Annotated in this window: 17 protein-coding genes and 2 pseudogenes; 5 read left to right on the top strand and 14 right to left on the bottom strand. The window is 58.6% G+C overall.

What is annotated here, in order from left to right; genetic code table 11:
• The first annotated feature begins 1 nt into the window (after position 1).
• Both FHS21_RS21940 and FHS21_RS21935 read left to right on the top strand, forming a co-directional pair.
• Positions 2-487: a DUF302 domain-containing protein gene (locus tag FHS21_RS21940; protein ID WP_183663951.1), complete on the top strand. Its 486-nt coding sequence runs from the start codon at positions 2-4 to the stop codon at positions 485-487.
• 71 nt (positions 488-558) lie between these two features.
• Entirely contained in the window at positions 559-1,128 is a 570-nt protein-coding gene (locus tag FHS21_RS21935) for a TetR/AcrR family transcriptional regulator (protein ID WP_183663950.1), read from the top strand.
• 185 nt (positions 1,129-1,313) lie between these two features.
• Here the strand turns inward: FHS21_RS21935 and FHS21_RS21930 are convergent, their stop codons facing one another.
• Positions 1,314-2,213, bottom strand: coding sequence for a LysR family transcriptional regulator (locus FHS21_RS21930; protein ID WP_183663949.1), 900 nt, complete (start codon positions 2,211-2,213; stop codon positions 1,314-1,316).
• A gap of 193 nt (positions 2,214-2,406) precedes the next feature.
• Here FHS21_RS21930 and FHS21_RS21925 point away from each other — a divergent pair, with 193 nt between their 5' ends.
• Positions 2,407-3,723 carry an MFS transporter gene (locus FHS21_RS21925; RefSeq protein WP_183664015.1) on the top strand — a complete coding sequence of 439 codons (1,317 nt, stop codon included), beginning with the start codon at positions 2,407-2,409 and terminating at the stop codon, positions 3,721-3,723.
• 349 nt (positions 3,724-4,072) lie between these two features.
• Here the strand turns inward: FHS21_RS21925 and FHS21_RS31585 are convergent, their stop codons facing one another.
• The 5 genes and pseudogenes from FHS21_RS31585 to FHS21_RS21900 form a co-directional block, all read right to left on the bottom strand.
• The gene (locus tag FHS21_RS31585; protein ID WP_376772180.1) at positions 4,073-4,351 is read right to left on the bottom strand and encodes an NAD-dependent epimerase/dehydratase family protein; all 279 of its coding nucleotides are present in this window, start codon (positions 4,349-4,351) and stop codon (positions 4,073-4,075) included.
• A 32-nt stretch (positions 4,352-4,383) separates the two neighbouring features.
• Entirely contained in the window at positions 4,384-4,659 is a 276-nt protein-coding gene (locus FHS21_RS21915; RefSeq protein ID WP_183663948.1) for a hypothetical protein, read from the bottom strand.
• Positions 4,625-4,903, bottom strand: a pseudogene (locus tag FHS21_RS21910) (SDR family NAD(P)-dependent oxidoreductase); the annotation flags it as partial. The pseudogene FHS21_RS21910 and the gene FHS21_RS21915, both read right to left, overlap by 35 nt.
• Before the next feature lie 937 nt (positions 4,904-5,840).
• Complete coding sequence (locus tag FHS21_RS21905; protein WP_246411141.1) at positions 5,841-6,206, bottom strand: benzoate/H(+) symporter BenE family transporter; 366 nt, start codon at positions 6,204-6,206, stop codon at positions 5,841-5,843.
• 15 nt (positions 6,207-6,221) lie between these two features.
• Positions 6,222-6,349: pseudogene (locus tag FHS21_RS21900) on the bottom strand (AraC family transcriptional regulator); the annotation flags it as partial.
• Here FHS21_RS21900 and FHS21_RS21895 point away from each other — a divergent pair.
• Positions 6,330-6,560 (top strand): hypothetical protein, encoded by a 231-nt coding sequence (locus tag FHS21_RS21895; protein ID WP_183663945.1) that lies wholly within the window; start codon positions 6,330-6,332, stop codon positions 6,558-6,560. The pseudogene FHS21_RS21900 and the gene FHS21_RS21895 overlap by 20 nt on opposite strands.
• Positions 6,561-6,822: 262 nt before the next feature.
• Here FHS21_RS21895 and FHS21_RS21890 read toward each other — a convergent pair whose 3' ends face one another.
• From FHS21_RS21890 to FHS21_RS31225, 6 genes are all read right to left on the bottom strand, one after another.
• Positions 6,823-8,412, bottom strand: a complete 1,590-nt coding sequence (locus FHS21_RS21890) for a DHA2 family efflux MFS transporter permease subunit (protein WP_183663943.1) — start codon at positions 8,410-8,412, stop codon at positions 6,823-6,825.
• 12 nt (positions 8,413-8,424) lie between these two features.
• The gene (locus FHS21_RS21885; protein ID WP_183663940.1) at positions 8,425-9,549 is read right to left on the bottom strand and encodes an HlyD family secretion protein; all 1,125 of its coding nucleotides are present in this window, start codon (positions 9,547-9,549) and stop codon (positions 8,425-8,427) included.
• An 81-nt stretch (positions 9,550-9,630) separates the two neighbouring features.
• On the bottom strand, positions 9,631-10,683 hold the full coding sequence (locus FHS21_RS21880) for a cupin domain-containing protein (protein WP_183663938.1): 1,053 nt from the start codon (positions 10,681-10,683) through the stop codon (positions 9,631-9,633).
• Positions 10,684-10,783: 100 nt separating this feature from the next.
• Positions 10,784-11,626 (bottom strand): alpha/beta fold hydrolase, encoded by an 843-nt coding sequence (locus tag FHS21_RS21875; protein WP_183663936.1) that lies wholly within the window; start codon positions 11,624-11,626, stop codon positions 10,784-10,786.
• A 1-nt stretch (position 11,627) separates the two neighbouring features.
• Positions 11,628-12,011: a Rossmann-fold NAD(P)-binding domain-containing protein gene (locus tag FHS21_RS21870; RefSeq protein ID WP_183664021.1), complete on the bottom strand. Its 384-nt coding sequence runs from the start codon at positions 12,009-12,011 to the stop codon at positions 11,628-11,630.
• The gene (locus FHS21_RS31225; RefSeq protein ID WP_183663934.1) at positions 11,947-12,204 is read right to left on the bottom strand and encodes an SDR family NAD(P)-dependent oxidoreductase; all 258 of its coding nucleotides are present in this window, start codon (positions 12,202-12,204) and stop codon (positions 11,947-11,949) included. Before FHS21_RS31225 ends, FHS21_RS21870 begins: the two co-directional genes overlap by 65 nt.
• A gap of 237 nt (positions 12,205-12,441) precedes the next feature.
• Between FHS21_RS31225 and FHS21_RS21860 the strand changes: the two genes are divergently transcribed.
• Positions 12,442-13,203, top strand: a complete 762-nt coding sequence (locus FHS21_RS21860) for an SDR family NAD(P)-dependent oxidoreductase (protein WP_183663932.1) — start codon at positions 12,442-12,444, stop codon at positions 13,201-13,203.
• Between the two features lie 121 nt (positions 13,204-13,324).
• Here FHS21_RS21860 and FHS21_RS21855 read toward each other — a convergent pair whose 3' ends face one another.
• Positions 13,325-16,237 carry an ATP-binding protein gene (locus FHS21_RS21855; RefSeq protein ID WP_183663930.1) on the bottom strand — a complete coding sequence of 971 codons (2,913 nt, stop codon included), beginning with the start codon at positions 16,235-16,237 and terminating at the stop codon, positions 13,325-13,327.
• Between the two features lie 147 nt (positions 16,238-16,384).
• A complete protein-coding gene (locus tag FHS21_RS21850) occupies positions 16,385-17,338 on the bottom strand; it encodes a helix-turn-helix domain-containing protein (protein WP_183663928.1) in 954 nt (317 codons plus the stop codon).
• Positions 17,339-17,374 lie beyond the last annotated feature (36 nt).

The raw sequence follows: 17,374 nt of genomic DNA, 5'->3' as shown, positions 1-17,374 counted from the left end.
AATGGCAAATATGATCGACATCCAAAAAATTGACGTTGAACATGTTACGATCCACTCCAGCAAGGACTTTGGCGTCGTCAAGTCAAAGCTGGAAAGCATGATCCCACGTATTGATGACGGCATCTTTACGCTGCTCCGTTATCGGGAAACGACCCGAGCGCTTCGCGAATTGGAGGCTTTACCGGCGCTTTCAATTTTCGGTTTTAGAGATCACGGCGCGCTCCTTCAGGTGGCCGGACTTCAGCGTCAGTCGATACAGTACGACATCGGCAATCCGCTGACGGCATCGAAGATGACGCGACATCGCATGTCTGCCGGCCTTTACGCACCAGTTCGGGTGCTGCTACGCGAGGACAATGACGGCGTGGCATTCGAGTACGATCGTCCGATCTCGACTTTTGGCCAGTTCGCTGACCAGAAAGTCAACGAAGTTGCGCGAAAGCTTGATAACGATCTGCAAGCCGTGCTTGAATCGGCAGCCGCGTAGGCTGTCGCGAGCCCACATGCCAATCGCAGCAACGATCTGATGCAGAAGCTGAACATTCACGGAAGACATAGATGCGCTTTGAAAAGGGTCACAAGGAGAACACGCGGCGTCGAATAATCGACGTCGCTTCCAAGCGCTTTCGAAAAGACGGTGCGGCAGCCTCGGGCCTGGCGGGGATCATGTCCGAAGCCGGACTCACAAACGGAGCCTTCTATCCGCACTTTGAATCGAAGGAAGCTCTCGTAAGGGAGGCCATTGTAAGTGCGCTGACGGATCAGCGTGCAAGTCTGGAGCAAGCCGGTGCGGCGGAGTTGGGGATTGAAGATGTTATTCGCCATTACCTGAACGTCGCTCACTTGCATGGAACCGAGGATGGGTGTCCTTCAGCGGCCCTTTTACCTGAAATCGGACGGCAACCGGATTCGACGCGTAACGCATACGAGGTTGGACTGGGGAAGTACGTCGAAACACTCGCTTCTTATCTTCCACCTTCGTCATCGTCATCGCGTGAACGCGCCATGGCAATTTTCGCTCTGATGGTGGGTACCCTGCAAATTGCTCGAGCGGTTTCTAACGAGATTGTGGCAGCACAAATTTTGGAAGGGGGCGTGCAAGCAGCGCTGTTGCTCGCGAAGACATAGCCGCGGACGCTGCCATGCCGAAACTTGACCGCCCTGAAGGGAATCGAACAGTAGCTCCCGTAGTGGTGGTTCTCCGCTCAACAGCCGTAGGTGCCGGTTGCCGAAAACCTCTCTCCTGCCTTGAACAAGATTGCCGATTCGCACCTGCGGAATACAGCCAAGCGCTTGCCGGCTGGCACGCACACTCAGTTCACCGAGCGGAACGTCTCAAAAATCAGAGCCCTCAGCCAGCGATGAACGGGATCTGCATCCATCCGCGGGTGCCAAGCCTGTACGATGCTAAAGCCCGACATGGCGACCGGCAGGTCAAAGGTCTTGATCTGGCCTATCGCGGCGGACTTGCAGTAAGACTTCGGAGCCGAGCCGATCAGATCGGATGCTACCGCAACTGCAATCACCGCCGGAAAACTTGGCACGATCAGTCTGACATCACGGTAAAGGCCCAATTCGGCGAGTGCCCTGTCGACCGGACCGGCAAAGTCCGCTTGCATTGAAAAGAGGACGTGGCCCCAGGCGGCATATCGCTCGACTGTGATCATATCTGCATCGAAGATCGGGTGCCCTGCCCTTGCGAGACCGACATACCGGTCCTCGAAAAGGGTTTGGCAACGCAGCTCGCCGCTGTCGGCCGGCAGGACACCAATGTCCAAATCGACCTCCGCGTCCCTCAAAGGCTGAACGTCCTTATCCGATCTCGGCGCAAAGCGAAGCCGTATCCCGGGCGCAGTGTTCGTCACGGCAGCACTCAAACCGGCGGCATAGAGAAGCACGAATGCCTCATTGGCGCGGATCGTGAAGTGACGCCGCACCTCCCGGATTTCCACTGTCGACGGCGGACTAAGCACCGTTTTCACAGCTTCTTTCAACAAATGCACGTCCTCGGCAATCGCCAGGGCATGCGGGGTCGCGACCATGCCACGCCCGGCCGGCACGAGGATCGGATCACCCAGCGCGATCCTCAACCGTGACAGCGTCCGGCTCATGGCGGATGTGCTCAGCCCAAGCCGGCGAGCAGCGGCCGATACGCTTTGCTCGCGCAGCAAAGCATCCAGAGCCACCAAAAGGTTGAGATCGAGATCAGCCATGGCCCGCATTCTACTCATGCATGGCGTCAAACGCAACGGCCAATTGATTTCGTTGCGTCTGGCGCAAGTGATTTGCGAGGATTAAGTAGCCAGCCATCTGACAAAGATTGGGAGTTTCTCGATGACCTTCACCTCCACCGCACCCGTTTTGCAAGATGGCCTGGAGTCGCCTCGACGGCACCTGGCTGTTGCGATGATACTTCTGACGATCGTCCTGGTCGTTTTGGACGGAGCCATTGCCAATTTGGCCTTGCCCTCGATTGCCCTCTCGCTGCACGCGGAAGCGGGTAGTACCGTATGGGTCGTCTCGGCCTATCAGCTGGCCGTACTTGTCGCCATTCTTCCCTGCGGCGCGCTGGGTGAAATCTACGGCGCGCGGCGTATCTTCTTGGTCGGCGTGGCGCTGTTCACCGTAGCCTCCGCGGCGTGCGCCTTCGCGGGCAACCTTCCGTTGCTGATTCTCGCCCGTTTCGCGCAGGGCTTGGGAGGCGGCGCGATCATGGCGCTTGGCATGATGAACCTGCGCGCGGCCGTGCCGCAGCACATGCTGGGTCCGATCATTGGCATCAATGCCATGGTCATCGCAATCTCGGCCGCTGCCGGTCCCGGTATCGCCGCCGCGATCCTTTCTGTAACGAACTGGCCCTGGCTGTTTGCGGTCAATCTGCCGCTCGGCGTCATCGTTCTCATCGGCGGCAGTGTGCTTGGGCAGATCGAGGGCGCACAGCGAAAGTTGAACGCGAAGGCCTTGCTTGCCAATACACTGATGTTCATTCTCTTCTTCTGCGGCGCCGACCATATCGTGACCGCGCCAGTGAGTGGTACCGCCCTTATCGCCACTGCCCTGGTCTGCCTCTTCGTTCTGCTGCGCCTCGAACAGAACAGCGGCGCCCCGATCGTCCCGACGGACCTGCTGGCGGCGCCGGCATTCCGGGTAGCGGTCATCGCCTCGATATCCTGCTTCTGCGGCCAGATGTTGAGCTATATCGCACTGCCCTTCTACCTTCAGCACACCTACCACATGACGCCGGTACTGGCAGGTCTATACATGATGCCCTGGCCTGCCGCGACCGCGATCATTGCACCGGTTTCGGGACGCCTGGCAAACCGCTTCAAAACGGCATGGCTTTGCGCCATCGGCGGGGCGCTGCTGGCCCTGGGACTTCTCATAGTCGGTTTCGCCCCGCCTGACCCGAGAGGCATCGCATTTATCGCCGGAACGATGATCGCCGGCTTCGGTTTCGGACTGTTCCAGACTCCGAACAACCGAATTCTCCTTCTGTCGGCACCGAAAGCCAGAAGCGGTGCGGCTGGCGCCATGCAAGGTACCGCGCGGCTTCTGGGCCAAACCTTGGGCGGGATCAGCATGTCGATCATCTTCGCAATCCTGCCGTTGCCGACCGCGCTCGAATCTGCGGTCGTCATTGCCAGCGGTTGCGCGGCAATCGCAAGCCTTGTCAGCCTGAGCCGGGCTCGCTACGAAGTAGCGGGACAGCCCGGATTGGCCTGAACGGGGGATCACGGCCACCCGGGTGAACGAGGGCGTTCTTTGGAGGCCGCCGCCCTATCCTCAAAAAGGAACCGCCCAGTGAGAGGGACTGGACGGTCCAGCGGATCGAAATCCGCGACACTGCGGTGGACGGAAATACACCGAAGCAGTAGCAAAGTGAAGGGAGGTTTCGCTACTCAGCCAGACTATATTCGAAGCCCTTGTGAGGAAATTATACATTGGTTTGTCGCGACTATGCGGAGTGAATGATAGCCCTTGTCAAATCCCCGCGGTATTTCATTCCCATATGAGGTTGCGGTGATGAATAACAAAAAACTTGAACGACATAAATATTCCACTCCCTGGTGGCTCAAGATAGTCGTTTTTGGCGTTGGCCTGGCCGTTGCGGTAACATCGCGCACGTGACCATAGACGCGTCCAATCCCGAGACTAACACCCTCCAGGCCATATTCCGCGGCAAACCTTCAACCAATTGTTCGCATGCGGCCTTGCTGGCGCCGCAGACCGAGGTCGGATGAAGCGCGGTCCCTTCATCAATGACAACCATGCCTGCATCGCCGTAAACACTGATCGAAGAGCAGAACACAAAACGCTTCAGCCTATGGATACGAGCCAGATCAGGCAGCAAAGCGGTCGCGTCAATGTTAACCGCAACGATCTTCAGCGGATCGTCCGAGCCATCATAGGACCTGAAATGGCTGCACAGTAAACAATGGCCTCGATCGCATGTTCCCTGATGAGCTTGTCGAGTGCATCCCTATTGTCCAAACCGATGATCCAGACTTTGCTGTCTTCACGGCCGAAGTCCGTGACGTCATTGCGGTCACAATGTGCCCGGCTGCCGTAATAGCTTCGCGGGCGGCCATTCCGATCAACCCCGCACTTCCGGTCATCAGAACCCTCATAGCGCAACCATTCCGCCGTCGATGCTGACATCGGCGCCGGTCATGAAAGAGGAGCCGGTCGAGCACAGGAAGACGATGACCGCGGACACTTCTTCCGATGCTGCAAAGCGGCCAATCGGGGTGAGTGGCAGGAATGCCGCACGCTGCTCTTCCGTTACATCCCGCTGTAGCCCGGTCATGGTCGTGCCGGGTGAAACGGAATTGATCTGAATATTCAGCGGTGCATGTTGCACACCTGCCTGGCGCGTGAGTGCCAGCACCGCACCTTTGGATGCACAGTAGGCTGCCTAAGGCGTGGCAAGGCGAATCATGTGGGGTGGGCATAGGTCCGATTCGTTGCGGACCAATCATTGGGTACGCGATGGAAAATCGCCAATAACTTGCTTAAACCACAGGTTAGAGAACGAAAGTCCAATTAGCTGCTTTTCCGCGGAGCAATGGAAGGACCACTCCATTGTGATGATACCGGCGTAGGCCTTCGGCGAACTGTATCCAGATGAGGATTGCAGAACGATCGGACATTCGGTTACGCTTTCGATCGATCGCCATCTTTCATCGTCTATCGGGGCAGTGTTCCGAAAAAACCATGCCCGTTTGCCACCGTCTACCGCCGTTTCTGCTACCCCTTACGCCCACTCTATCATTCTTTTTACCCTAAGCATTTGTTTTCACTATCAAAAATTTATTTTCCAACTCCATATGCGCTAACGGGACCGCTAAAAAGTTTGCCTGTTGATTTTATGGGGTTTTTCGGCGCATCTGCAGCTGTAAAAATTCTGTGGACTATCGACATCTATTGGCCGTTTCGCGCGCGTCTTGGACGACGAAAGTCGAATCTCACCTTTCAAAAAGTACCGTCAAAACCGATAAAATCACTAGACGCACCTCGATCCTAGATTGCAGGATGACAGGAGTTGGGGGGTCTTGTGCAAGTGCGTGGAAGACAGAGGGTGACGACGGTTTCTCGGGAGGAGCTTTACGAACAGGTTTGGTCCAAACCTATGACCAAAGGTGCGGCACATTTCGGCGTTGCGCGTACAACACACGGCGATCTCACAGTAACTGAAGTCCCGCTGATCCGATTTTCATCAGCTTCGACGGGCATTGCCAACTCGATTCCAGTCAGGACTTTGAACCCTCGTCCCCGAGGCAAAACAAATGCCGCGGGAAGAGTTTACGTTCAGATGCGAAACCCGCGCATTCCTGCCGTGCTCATGCAACCTGTTTCTCGCTGAGTGTGCCAGCCTCGACCAGGGTCGAGACGATGACGCCGGCGCCCAGGGCCCAGAAGGGTGCGCTGATGCCGACCAGCGAGACGTTCGACATCGCCACGGCCAGCGCGACGAAGGCGCCGGTCTGGTTGCCGAGCGACTTGCCGAAGGCGTTCTGGAAGGCGGACAGGAGCACGCCGATCATGGCAAGGCCTGCGACAGTGCCGATGAGGACCGACGGCAGGCTGAGCGCGATCGGAACGGCGGCGCCGGCGAGGAGGCCGAAGGCGCTGCAAAGAGCACGCAGTTGACGACCGTCGCGGCATAGCGCCCCTCCTTGTTCCAGCCGGCCTGTTCGGACGAACATATCGCTGTCATCGGGCGTGTCGGCACCCTCGATCTTCAACAGGACATGGCAATGCGGTTGCGCGTGCCTCACCAGGGGCGATCCATATCCAGCAGTGCCACCCTCCCAAAGCGGCCACGCGCGATGCGCAGAGCATTCGACACCGCTCAACTATTGGCTATTTCGCAGAAACTGCAAGCCAGGCAGGGCAAAAGCCCTCGAGGCTGGTATCGGTCGGAATTCTTGAAGTCGGTGAGCCCGCGCCGATATGGAGCGACGATCGGCTATGTGCGGATCAAGGACGTCAGCACCTTCGCGTTCGATTCCACCTACAAACGGAAGCTGGAAGAAGAAGGTGACCCCGACGTGGGGTGAACTGTAAGCGTAGAGAGAGACCTCGACGGCCTGAAATCATCCAAACAGGACGTCATCAAACGAGATCAGCACGAATCGAGTCTGCGAGCCCATCGACGACCCATCGTCGGCTGCGGGGCATGAGTTCAGCTGGCAGTCGTCCCGGGGGCGCCAAAGGCCTGCGGTAAATGCTGTACGTGAGTTGCATGAAGCCCAATTGCCGAAGCTGCGACGAACTCCTATACCCCCCACCTGCTTCACGCATCGGCAACTTGCATGATTGTCAGGTTGTGTTGACTGGATCGCGAGTGCGCGTGAAGACCACCGCTACCGCCGCTGCAAGTAAAATGCATCCGAGCACGAGAAATGCGTCCGAAAAGGCCATGACAGAGGATTGCTGCTCGACCAGTCGGCCCAGCAGCGCCTCCGCCTGATGACGGGCAAGGGCGGGATCGCCGGCTCCTTGCTGCTGAAGCCTATGTTGCGCTTCCGCGAGGAATTGCTCCACGGTGGAGTCATAGGCCGTGACCGACTGACCAATGATGTTTGAATGATATTGCTCGCGTTTGGTGATGACTGTGGCGAGCGCTGCGGTGCCGATCGCACCACCCAGATTGCGCATCATGTTGAAGACGCCGGACGCTGCGCCCGACATCTCCTTCGGGATGCCGATCATCGCGATACCTGCCAGTGGCGCAAGCACGATCGCCTGCCCAAGCGCACGAACTATGTTGGACGGCATGAACTGGTTCGCACCGCTGTCTGCGCTGAGATGAACGTTCATGATGCAACTGACGGCGAAGATCACGAGCCCGGTGCAGACAATGGCGCGCGCGTCGAAATGCTTCTGCAGCATGGGCACGAAGGGAATGATCAGTAGCTGCGGCAGGCCTGCCCAGGCGAGCACGAAGCCGACCTGCTCAGCGTTGTAGCCCTGCACCTGTTGCAAATAGGCTGGGAGCACATAGACCGAACCAAACAGCGCAATACCGACCCCGATATTGGCAAGCGTACCAAGTGCGAAATTGCGGTGCACGAGAAGCCTTAGCTGGACTGCGGGATTGCGGCCTTTCAGCTCGATTGCGACGAAGATCGCAAGCGCCATCGCCGCGATGATCGACAGTCTGACGATAAATGGAGAACCGAACCAGTCGTTCTGGTTGCCCTCGTCGAGGACGGTCTGCAGGCAGGCGAGGCCGACGCTCATAAAGGCAATACCCCACCAGTCGCCCTGCTTCAGCAGGCCGAGATTCATCTTCTGTTGCTCGAGCGTCGGATAGAGCAGCGCCAGCATCAAGGCGCCGGGAACAAGGTTGATGAAAAAGATATATTGCCAGCCGTAGTTCTCAGTCAGATAGCCACCGATCGTCGGGCCGATCGAGGGACCGAATGTCGCCGTCATCGCAAAGACTGCAAGCCCGACCGGCTGCTGGTGCTTCGGCAACGTCGTCAGAACGCGCGCGAACGCGATAGGGATCATCACGCCGCCCCAGAAGCCCTGCAGGCCACGCAGCACGATCATCTGCGACAGATTCGTCGCGAAGGCGCAGGCGACGGAAAAGGCGAGGAACAGCCCGACGCTCGTCAGCAGGAAGCGGCGAACGGTGAAGACGCGGCTGAAATAGTCGGTCAGTGGAATCATAATGATCTCCCCGATCAGATAGGAGGTCGATATCCAGGTTCCGTTGTCGGAACCGGTGCCGATGCCGCCCTCGATCTCGGGTAGCGACGAGTTGGTAATCTGGATGTCGAGGACGGCTATCAGCGCGCCGACCATGCATCCAAAAACAGATACCCATTCACGAAAGCTTGCATTACGCTCTTTTGGCGTTACCGCCTGCAACGCAGCGTCTGCCTGGTCCGACTCAGCCATTGCATCCTCCGGCTATTTCGTCCGCCGGGTCTGGCCAACATGGATCGTGGTGGTAACGGACATGCCAGGCAGGAGGCGTCCCGCCAGCGGATCACTCCGGTCGATCGCGATCCGTACCGGGATGCGTTGCACTATCTTGGTGAAGTTGCCCGTAGCGTTGTCGGGTGGCAGCAACGCGAATTCCTGTCCGCTCGCTGGCGCAAGGCTGTCGACTGTACCGCGCACAGAAGCGCCCGCAAATGTATCCACGTCAATGCTTACGGGCTGGCCCGGTTCGACATCGGCGAGCTGCGTTTCCTCATAGTTGGCGACGATATAGGCGTTTGCGAGCGGCACGACAGCGAGCAACTGCGTACCAGGTTGCACGTAGAGGCCGACTCTCAGCTGGCGCATGCCAACCACGCCGTCGACCGGCGCCCGCAACACCGTATAGCCAAGGTTCAATTCTGCCTGAGCCTGCACGGCCTTGTTGCGTTGCAGCGTGGCTCTGGCGCCTGCAAGCTGCGCATTGAGCGTGCCGACCTGCGCATGCGCGGCATCGAGCGCTGCCTTGTTCTTGGCGACCATGGCCGAGGCCGCCGCGATCTGGGAGGCCGCCTGTTCGGCATTCTGCACCGAGCCATAGCCGGTGCCAGCGAGCGTACCGAAGCGCTTGTTGTTCTGCTCCGCATAGGTCTCGGCCGCCCGGCCGGCATCGAGCGTGGCACTCGCCTCTTCGATCAGGGCCTGCTGCTCCCCAAGTTGCGCCTCTATGCTCTCGATGGCGGCTTCGGCTCCGGCAACGTCGGCCTTAGCCTGATCCACGGCCACCTGATAGCCTCGAGGATCAATCGTCGCCAGGATATCGCCAGCCTTGACATGCTGGTTGTCGGAAACAGCGACGTTCGCAAGATATCCTGCCACCTGTGGCGCGATAGCGACGATGTCGGCCTGAACATAGGCGTCGTCTGTCGTTTCCTCGAAGCGCCAGTCCGTCCAGTATTTCCAGCCGAGCGCTGCCCCAACGCCAAGTGCGGCGACCACGGCGACGCCCAACAACACGCGACGCACGGGCGATATCTTCGGCTTTTCCGATGGCAAGGTGGCTGAGCGCGAAGCATCCGCTTTCAAGCCGGCGGAATGAATGACGACGTTCATGGATTTCTCCCTGGGTTTGTTGTCCGACAGTTCCTGTTCTCCTGGGTAATCTTCAAGCTCACCTGCGGGCGTGCTGAAATTTCAAGGCACCGGATCAGTTAGATTGCGGCGAGGCACCAGCAACGGGTCGATCTCAGTGAAGGGAAAGACCGGCAGATCGCATTCCTTCATTCCGAAATCTGCGGCGATCACGCCGCGCGGAAACACGTTGATCAGCGACCTGTAGCCGACGTCGCCAGGCGAAGCCTGGTCGAAGAAGATGAGGAGATGAACCATCCCCTCGCCGACATTCTCGATGTGATGGGGAAAGGCACGCGGGATGAAATAGGTATCGCCAGGCCTAATTGTATAGGTGTCGCTACTGCCATCGGGATCGAGGACGGTCATGCGAGCCGTGCCCGACGTGATATAGCCCATCTCGGCCGTTTCCGGATGCCAGTGGGGTTCGCGCATTCCCTCTTGGCTGATAGTCACCGAATACATGGCGATGTCGCGCAGGACCGGCCAGAGGGCAGCCTTGGCGGCGCGTGCAGTGCCAGAGGGAAAATCGATCTGCGGCGGCGTCGCCTCGATGCTGTATTTGCAGGCGTTTATGTAGCGGGCCTGATCCTCGACACTTGCCTGACGGGGAATGCTAAGGATTTCGCTCGGCCTCGCAGATCGGTCGAAACCGGAAAAGGCGGCAGAAGGCAGATCGTATGTATTGCCAAGGACCGCATCCGACATCACAGCGAAGGCGGCTTTCATCCCGAAGTCCTCGGGTTTTTCATGTGAAAAAGCCAGGATGAATTCTACAGGGTGTTGGCCGATGTTTTCGATGCTGTGTATGGCGCCGGAGGGGATGAAGAACATCTCGCCTGCGGCGACGATGAAGCTTTCGCGCTGCGCATGATTGCCGGCCATTGTAACCAGCGCCTCGCCGTGCAGGCAGTATCCGAGTTCATGGGCATTGGCGTGCCAATGCGGCTCACGTACGCCGTGCACGCCAAGGAGCAGACGCCGGATCGAAAGTCGGCGCAGGATCGGCAGATCGCTGGAGTCCACGTGGCTGACGGAGCCCTCGGAGCTTTCGAAACGCGGCGTTTGCTGCGCGAGGGATGCTACGTGTTGTGATTTCCGCTTGGCAATAGTCATGGTTGGTTCCCCGATCGCGTTGTTACTACGTAACGGAAGCGGCGCAACGACTGTTGTCGCGGGACGGCGCTTGCACGATTGCACCCCTCCCGCGCTCGACTCAGCTTCTGATGAAGGCGAGAATATCCGCATTGATCACGTCAGCACGGGTGGTCATCATCCCATGCGGGAAGCCGGGATAGATCTTGAGCGTGTTGTTCTTGATCAGCTTGGCTTGGAGCAGCGCGGCGTCCTTGTACGGCACGACCTGGTCGTCATCGCCCTGCAGGATGAGGGTCGGCACGGTGATCGCTCTCAGGTCGTCTGTCTGGTCGGTTTGGGAGAAGGCCTTGATGCCTTCATAGTGCGCTAGCGCACCACCGATCATGCCCTGATGCCACCAGTTGTCGATTATACCCTGGGAGACCCTAACGCCAGGCCGGTTAAAGCCGTAGAATGGACCCGACGCAACGTCGATGTAGAACTGCGCCCGGTTGGCTGCGAGCGCCTTGCGAAAGCCATCGAAGACCTCGATCGGCGTGCCGCCCGGGTTCTCCTCGGTCTTTAGCATGAGCGGGGGAACGGAGCTGACGAGCACTGCCTTGGCGACGCGTCCCTCCGGCTCGCCGAATTTGGCGACATAGCGTGCCACCTCGCCGCCGCCGGTTGAATGGCCGATATGAACCGCGTTCCTGAGGTCGAGATGCTGGACGACGGCCGAGGCATCGGCAGCATAGTGATCCATATCGTTTCCGGTGTCGACCTGAGTGGACCGGCCGTGGCCGCGACGATCGTGCGCGACGACGCGATAACCGTTCGCAAGGAAGAACAGCATGTGCGTATCCCAGTCGTCGGAACTGAGCGGCCAGCCGTGATGGAACACGATGGGCTGAGCCCCCTTGTCACCCCAGTCCTTGTAGAAAATCTGAGTGCCGTCCCTAGTGGTGATGTAACCGCTGCCCATGTTAAATTCTCCTTTCGATAATCGGGATGCTGTTTGCGCCGACGCAACGGTCGGAAGCAGTGCTGCGGCCGACACCCATGCGGCCCCCCGCGACCACTTCGCGGCGGTTCAGCCGCAATGCCGGCTCGTACTTCGGCCGCAGGCTCTTGATCACGCCAGTCCCCCCGCTAACCATTGGATGTTGACAGCTGACGAAACCGGCCAGATATTCAGCTGCCTCTGCGACATCCTCCTCGGTACCCATCCGTTGCATCGGCCGGAATGACTTCCCCAACTCAGGGACCTCCGAACGCACGCCGTCTGTGAAAACGCCGGCTCCCTCAATGGCGGTTGGCAGGATGGAATTTACCGCGACTGCACGGTGGCCGACCTCCTTGGCCAGCACCGGGCGACATCCGCTTGGATCGCAACTGCGTTACCTCCCTGGCGCACATTTTCGAAGCTTCCTGAGCCGGAGCGCTGTTGCTCGCATAATTGAATACAACTCCTGCACCGCGCGCAGCATAGCGTTTGGCGATTGCGCGACCGATGCCACGGCCCGAGCCGGTTACCAGCGCGACTTTTTCCCGAAAGCTCATGGAGTTTCTCCCACAATTGTCGATCTCAAACACACATATAGTTTTTGTCTGTGTGAGTGAGCGTATATTATGAAAAATTGTGAAATAATTCTTTGGAATCTCGCTGTGCGTTATTGGATTAGCGCTTCCTTTGCTATTCTTTTCGAATCTTTACTGGCATCACTATAAGACTCCGAAGTTATATTTCGTAGAGAGGATCCTGAGACCGATGCGGCGCGCGAATTGTGGAGGCGAACGATGCAGTCCAAGAACAGAATTGCGCTCGTGACGGGAGGAAGCCGCGGTCTCGGCCGCAACACCGTCATCAGTCTCGCTCATCGCGGTGTCGACAGTATCTTCACCTACAACTCGGCCAGCGCCGAAGCCGAAGCTGTCGCGGCAGAGGTTGCCGCGATCGGACGCAAAGCCATCCCCCTGCAACTTGACGTCGGACAGGCGTCGACCTTCGTTGCGTTTGCAGAGAAAGTTCGCGACACACTGGCGGGGCTCGGCGCCCAGCGCTTTGACTATCTCGTCAACAATGCGGGCATATCGCATCACAATTCAATCGAGAAGACCACGGAAGACGAACTCGACACGCTCTATCGAGTCAACTTCAAAGGTGTGTTCTTTCTTACCCAAAAGCTGTTGCCGCTGATCAATGATGGCGGGCGGATCGTGAACCTTTCGAGCGGCCTCGCCCGCATTATCGTCCCCGGCAGCGCACCCTACGGTGCACTCAAGGCAGCGATCGAGGTCCTTACGCGCTATCAGGCCAAGGAACTCGGTCCGCGACGTATCGCCGTGAATGCAGTGGCGCCAGGATCGATCCAGACGGATTTCAGCGGAGGCATGGTTCGTGACAATCCAGAGCTCAACAAGCAGGTCGCGGCAATGACCGCATTCGGTCGAGCGGGAGTTCCAGACGATATCGGGCCAATGATCGCTTCGCTGCTTTCCGACGACAATCGCTGGGTCAACGCGCAGCGCATCGAGGTCTCTGGCGGCATGGCGATCTAGCTGCAACCGCATTGGCGGAATGAGGACGACATGTATTTTCAACTGGAGGGCAGTACGGCGCTGGTGACCGGTGCAACGGCCAGAAGTTCGGCTCGGCGCTCCCGGAAATCAGCGCCGGCTATCATTTCAAAGACTCCAGGATACTCTTTGCGTCCGCGAGATCAGTAGTACCGGTTCTTTCCGAATGGGCCTCATAAATCTGTTCGAGTAATTGGAAAGCCTCAGCGTCCCGACCCTGTTCCCTCAACAATCGTGCCAACGGGACCGCAACCTTCAACTCCCAGCCTAAAGCTCCTTGAGCTCTGGCATGATCGAGCGCTGCCAGGAACGACAATTCCGTCGCATTCACATCCCGATGAGGACTCATCAGGACGATTTCGCCCTGCGTGCGCAGGAGTTCCGGCAGATAGAACTTCTGCCCCACTTCAATCGCCGTAAAAATAGCGGCATCTATCGTGGCCCGGGCCTCGTCATGCCGGCCACATTGAACAAGACCTCTCGCCAGCGCCCGCAAGGTCGCCGGAACGACGATCCCATAGTTCTCGCGATGCAACAGTTTCAGCGCCTGGCGCAGATCGTCCAATCCGCGCGATTCCTGTCCCGTCATCACAAGCCATTCTCCCTTCAAGGCCAGGGCCGCGCCTGCGTAAGGGAAGAGGGAATGTCTTTCGGCGTGCGCAAGCGCGCGTTCGATAGGCGCGTACGACGATTCGGTATCGCCACTCCAGAGCAGAACAGGAACGCAATAAAGCACACATATGCAATAATTCGTCGGGGGACTCGCGTTTGCGCTTTCGTCGATGACTGCGCGAGCAAGCTGGCACCCGGCCTTAGGTGAACCGAGAAGCCAAAGAACGCGTGCGCGTCCGAGCAAAGCGCGCAGACGGTGATTGAACCCAAATACGTGGGCATCGAGACCGCCAATATCTGCTTCGATCCGGAAGCCCCGTTCGTAATGCTCCCACGCCGCCAGCTGATCTCCGGCAAGATGGTGACCGGAACCGAGCATCCACTCGGCAATCGCCTGGTCGGGGCTTGAGTCGCGACCCCGTGCGATCGCAACGCATCTTTTCGCAACCGCCAATGCGCCCTCAAAGTCACCGATTCTTGTGAGAAAGATGTTCAGCCCGGCGATAAGGTGAATCTGCGGCAATCTGCGCCCGTCCGTCTCCGTGAGATCCAGCCCCCGCTCCAAGGCCGCACGAACCTCCTGCGAGTTGCCTCCTGTATGCATCGAGGAGAGCGCGAACGCTTCTAGCAAACGTACTTCCCGCTCCGTCGTTTCGCTCCTGCCCTTCATATCCCGCAATGCAAGACTTGACCAATGCCGGCATTCGGCAAGCAGCCAGAGACCGAGGAACAGCGGCACTGCATCGGCCGCAAGTTCGACGCCGATTACACGGGAGTCCTCGTGAGAGAAGCTCCACTCGAGCGCTTTGCGAACATTGCCTATATGCGGAGCAAGGCGTTCCATATTGGCATAGCCACCACCTTGTTCGAGTGCAATGGCATTGAATAGCATCGCAAAATAGTGGGCGTGGCGCTTGACAATCAGCTCCGATTCTCCGGCCTGCACCAGCTTGGCTGCCGCATAGGCCCGCGTCGTGTCTAGGAGTCGATAGTAGACTGCGTCCCCCAAAGGATGGACCCGCACGAGAGACTTGTCGACGAGATTAGCCAATACGGTTGTGACCGCGTCATGAGCGGGCCCTTCATCGCTGGCGACGGCACACGTGGCCTCCATCGTGAAGAGACCGACGAACGCGGACAGGCGACAAAGAACTTTCTGTTCCTTTTCGGCAAGCAGCATGAAGCTCCAGTCTAGCATCGCTTCCAGCGTTCGATGTCGTGGAGCGACGTTGCGCCGACCCGTCAGACGGAGCTCCATATTGCTGGCGAGCAAATTCGCGACGCCATGGATGCCGTAGGTTCCGACGCGGCTGGCAACCAGTTCGATCGCCAAGGGGATACCGTCGGTCCGGTGACATATCTCCGAGACAACCGGGGCATCGATGTCGCTGAGTTCCTCGCGAAAGCCACCCGACGACGCCCTATCCATGAAGAGCTGCACCGCCGGCGTCTCCAGTGCCTTGGACGCGGTGGGAAATTCGCAGACCGGATACGCCAAGGGACTCAGCAGATGAACTGTCTCCCCTTCGACACGCAGCGATTCACGCGAGGTGATCAGCAAATGAACGCCTGGCGCGCGCTGAAAGAGTTGGTCGGCCAAATACGAGATTTGGTCTATCAAGTGCTCGCAACTATCGAAAACGATCAGCATGCGTTTGTCGGCGAGGAAGGTCAGCAGCTCGACGGCTGGATCAGTACCTGAAATCGTACAGCCGACCGCCGAAACGACGGCACCGGCAACAAGTTTACCTTCGGAAATGGCGCCGAAGTCCACAAAAACGACGTTCTCATCGCCGAACTGGGACCGCAGCCTCTGGACAATGGCTGCAGCCACCGTCGTCTTGCCGATGCCTCCCGATCCGACAATGCTGATGAACCGGCGCGTCAGGAGAAGTTCGCTCAGGCTGCTGACGACGGCCTCCCGGCCGATCAGCGTACGGGGTGGCGGCGGTGGCACACGACCTGTGGCTAGGCGTGCGCGGGACGCGGGCGGGGGAAGCGGCTGCGGATCTCGGTTGCTACGTGTTATTGGAGCGACAAAACTGTAACCCCTGCCGGCGACATTGACGATGTATCGGGCGCCATCTCGACCGTCTCCCAGGGTCCGGCGAAGTGAAGCCATATGGACCCTCACCCCCGCCTCGTCGACGACAACGTCGCGCCATACCAGGTCCAGCAACTCATGTCTGCTGACGATTTTTCCGGCTTGATCGATAAGGGCAATCAGCAGATCCAGAGCACGTGAGCCGACCCGCACAGGCTCGCCATCCTTCAAGAGCAGCCGCTGCGCGTAATCCAATCGAAAGCTTCCAAACGACACGGTCGCACCCACCGCGGGCGTACCAGCTTCGCGGTGTGGCGGGACAGACAAGACTTCCATCCGGGCCATCGCATGACCTGTCACGGCTTTCCGCTCCTGCGCCACTATATTGCAGATCGATGAACGTGCTGAGGAACAGCGGGCGTGTCTTCCGAAAACCTGCTGCAAATTGCGAAAATATGACCTGTTGTCGTTCGGTGCCTCGTGGAGAGACGACGGCAGGTTGGCCGTTCAGTCAGTATCCAAGCCGCTGATGCCCGTGGATCCCGACCGACGCCACTGCCCGGGACTGACGCCGATAGTCTCCCTGAAGGCGGTGGTGAAATGGCTTTGGCTCGAAAACCCGCATTCGAGAGCGACCTCCGATATCGAAAGAGACGAGCCCGTCAGCAGCGCCTGCGCCCGCTTCATGCGACGACCGAGTTGCCACTGATGCGGCGCAGTGCCCGTGGAGTTCTTGAAGGCCCGGCCGAAGTGGGCGACCGAAAGACCGCACTCCTCGGCGAGTTTCGACATGGACACATCCAGGTGCTCGTCCATCAGCTCCTTCGCGCGACGCTCCTGCCAAGGCGCCAAACCACGGGACCGGGCTGACGCCGTGCTTGTCGAGGCGCCATACCGCCCCAGCATATTGGCACAGACAGCATCGAGGACCGCGTCGAGCAACAGTCCGCTCGCCTGGTGGCGATAGGCAAATGCTGCCGACGCCGCCCCGGCAAGTTGACGCATCACCGGATCATCTTGGCCAACAGTGGGAGGTTGAGGAAAATCTGTGAAGATTGGCATGTCGTTCTGCTCGGAATACGCCTTCAGGGTCGAGATGGGCATGTAGAAGTTCACGGTGTGGAAAGGATTCTGTATAAGGACCCGTGGTTCCTGTCTTAGATCGGCAATGTAGGTCTTTCCCCCATGCATATCACTCAAGTGGTAACTATCGTTCAACCAAAGCTGCAGCCGGATATGCCTTAGGCTAACAATCACCTGATAGGCGTCATCATGGCCGAAAGACGGAGTTGGGTCCCGCGGCGGCGCTCGGGATTGCAATTCCGTGATAGCGAGCGTACCTCGATTCAACGTGCGATAGACGTGACTGGGAGGCTTCGGCAAACCCAAGCGTTCGCCTAATTGCGAACCGTAGGCGCGGCCTCGAGTTTTTTTATTTCCGGTGAGCAGTGTCTTGCCCATTGGGACACCCACGAATTACAACCCCAGATTGCGAAA

The organism is Phyllobacterium trifolii (genome assembly GCF_014192095.1).
Classification (GTDB): domain Bacteria; phylum Pseudomonadota; class Alphaproteobacteria; order Rhizobiales; family Rhizobiaceae; genus Phyllobacterium; species Phyllobacterium trifolii.
Note: the sequence above shows the minus strand (reverse complement) of the source record. Positions and strands in the feature narration are given on the sequence as shown.